A 1,303-nucleotide genomic window follows, 5' to 3' on the forward strand; every position below is an offset into this window, starting at 1 on the left:
GCCTTTCACGATGATTCACAGTCATCGACAATGTTTTACTATTGATTCCACTACTGAGGCGCTACATTCGCCACTGATTCATTTCCATTTATTTGTGGCATTGAGTAGGCAAGGAGAGACGCTCAGTCCTTCAGTTGCTTACTGCACTTATCTTATTTTGCTATCGAGTTTGAAGTAGTTTGAAGCTCGGGAAGACCACTACGCCAAAGGGCTCTTTATGCATCCGCAATGGATGTTTGCTTCGAGGGCGTACGTCAAAAGGTGCTATCAGCACTTTTTAAAGGAACACGAGAAATTATTCAGTAATGGCTCTGATGAGTTTTTCGAACTGCTTTATGTATTCATAAATTTCGATTGGCGCTGAACTGTCTGGCACGCAATGACCAGTCATTCTGAGCTAATTCCTTATTTCATGAGGTAAAGACGTGTTACTAAGCAAATATTTCATTGGGAATATCGGTGTTCAAGTGGTCATAGCGATGCTTGTCGGCACGATGGTCGGTATCGCAATGGGACCAGATGCCTCCATGTTTTCGCCGCTTGGCGCTATTTTTATTAATCTGATCAAAATGCTCGTTATTCCTTTAGTGGCGGTCGCATTGGTAGCCGGCGCAGCAGGTTTGGGTAAAAGTGCAAACGCGGGCAAAGTGGGCTTAAGTACGCTTGCATTTTTTGGTGTGACTTCAGCCTTAGCTGTGACATTAGCATTAGGCATGGGTGCGATATTTGGCCCAGGCTTAGGGATTGATGTCTCATCGATAGAAGGAATGCTTTCTTCCGAGTATGCCGATCAAGGTCAGTTGCCAACGTTCTGGGCAACGGTGATTGGAATGATTCCGACGAATATTTTCCAATCATTGAGTGATGCGAATATTCTTCAAATCTTGGTGTTTTGTTTGTTCTTCGGCATTGCTTTGTCAAAGCAAGAGGCCGAAAGACGCGAGCCCATATTGAATGGTGTGAATACAATTGTTGGTAGCTTGGTCTGGATGATTAACAAAATCATGCTCATCGCACCGCTCGGTGTATTTGGCTTGATGGCCGAAGCGGTTGGAACATTCGGCTTCAGTGCTTTGATGGTTGTGTTTAAACTGTTTGTTGTTTACGTGGCCGCGATTCTTATCTTTGGTTTTATTGTTTACCCATTGTTGGTGCATGTATTATCAAAAACGTCTGCTCGAAAATTCTTGGTAGCAATGAAAAAGCCCCAAGCGATCGCGCTATCGACATCATCCTCTATGGCGACTTTGCCTGTCACAATGGAGACAGTTGAAAACGAACTTGGCGTGAAAAATTCAACGGC

At 44.1% G+C, this 1,303-nt stretch carries 1 protein-coding gene; it reads left to right on the forward strand.

Features of this window, described 5'->3' with window-relative positions:
• Window positions 1-425: 425 nt before the first annotated feature.
• A partial coding sequence (locus tag A3739_RS12810) for a dicarboxylate/amino acid:cation symporter (protein WP_197472299.1) occupies window positions 426-1,303 on the forward strand: 878 nt, incomplete at its 3' end.

Source organism: Oleiphilus sp. HI0067, from assembly GCF_001635735.1.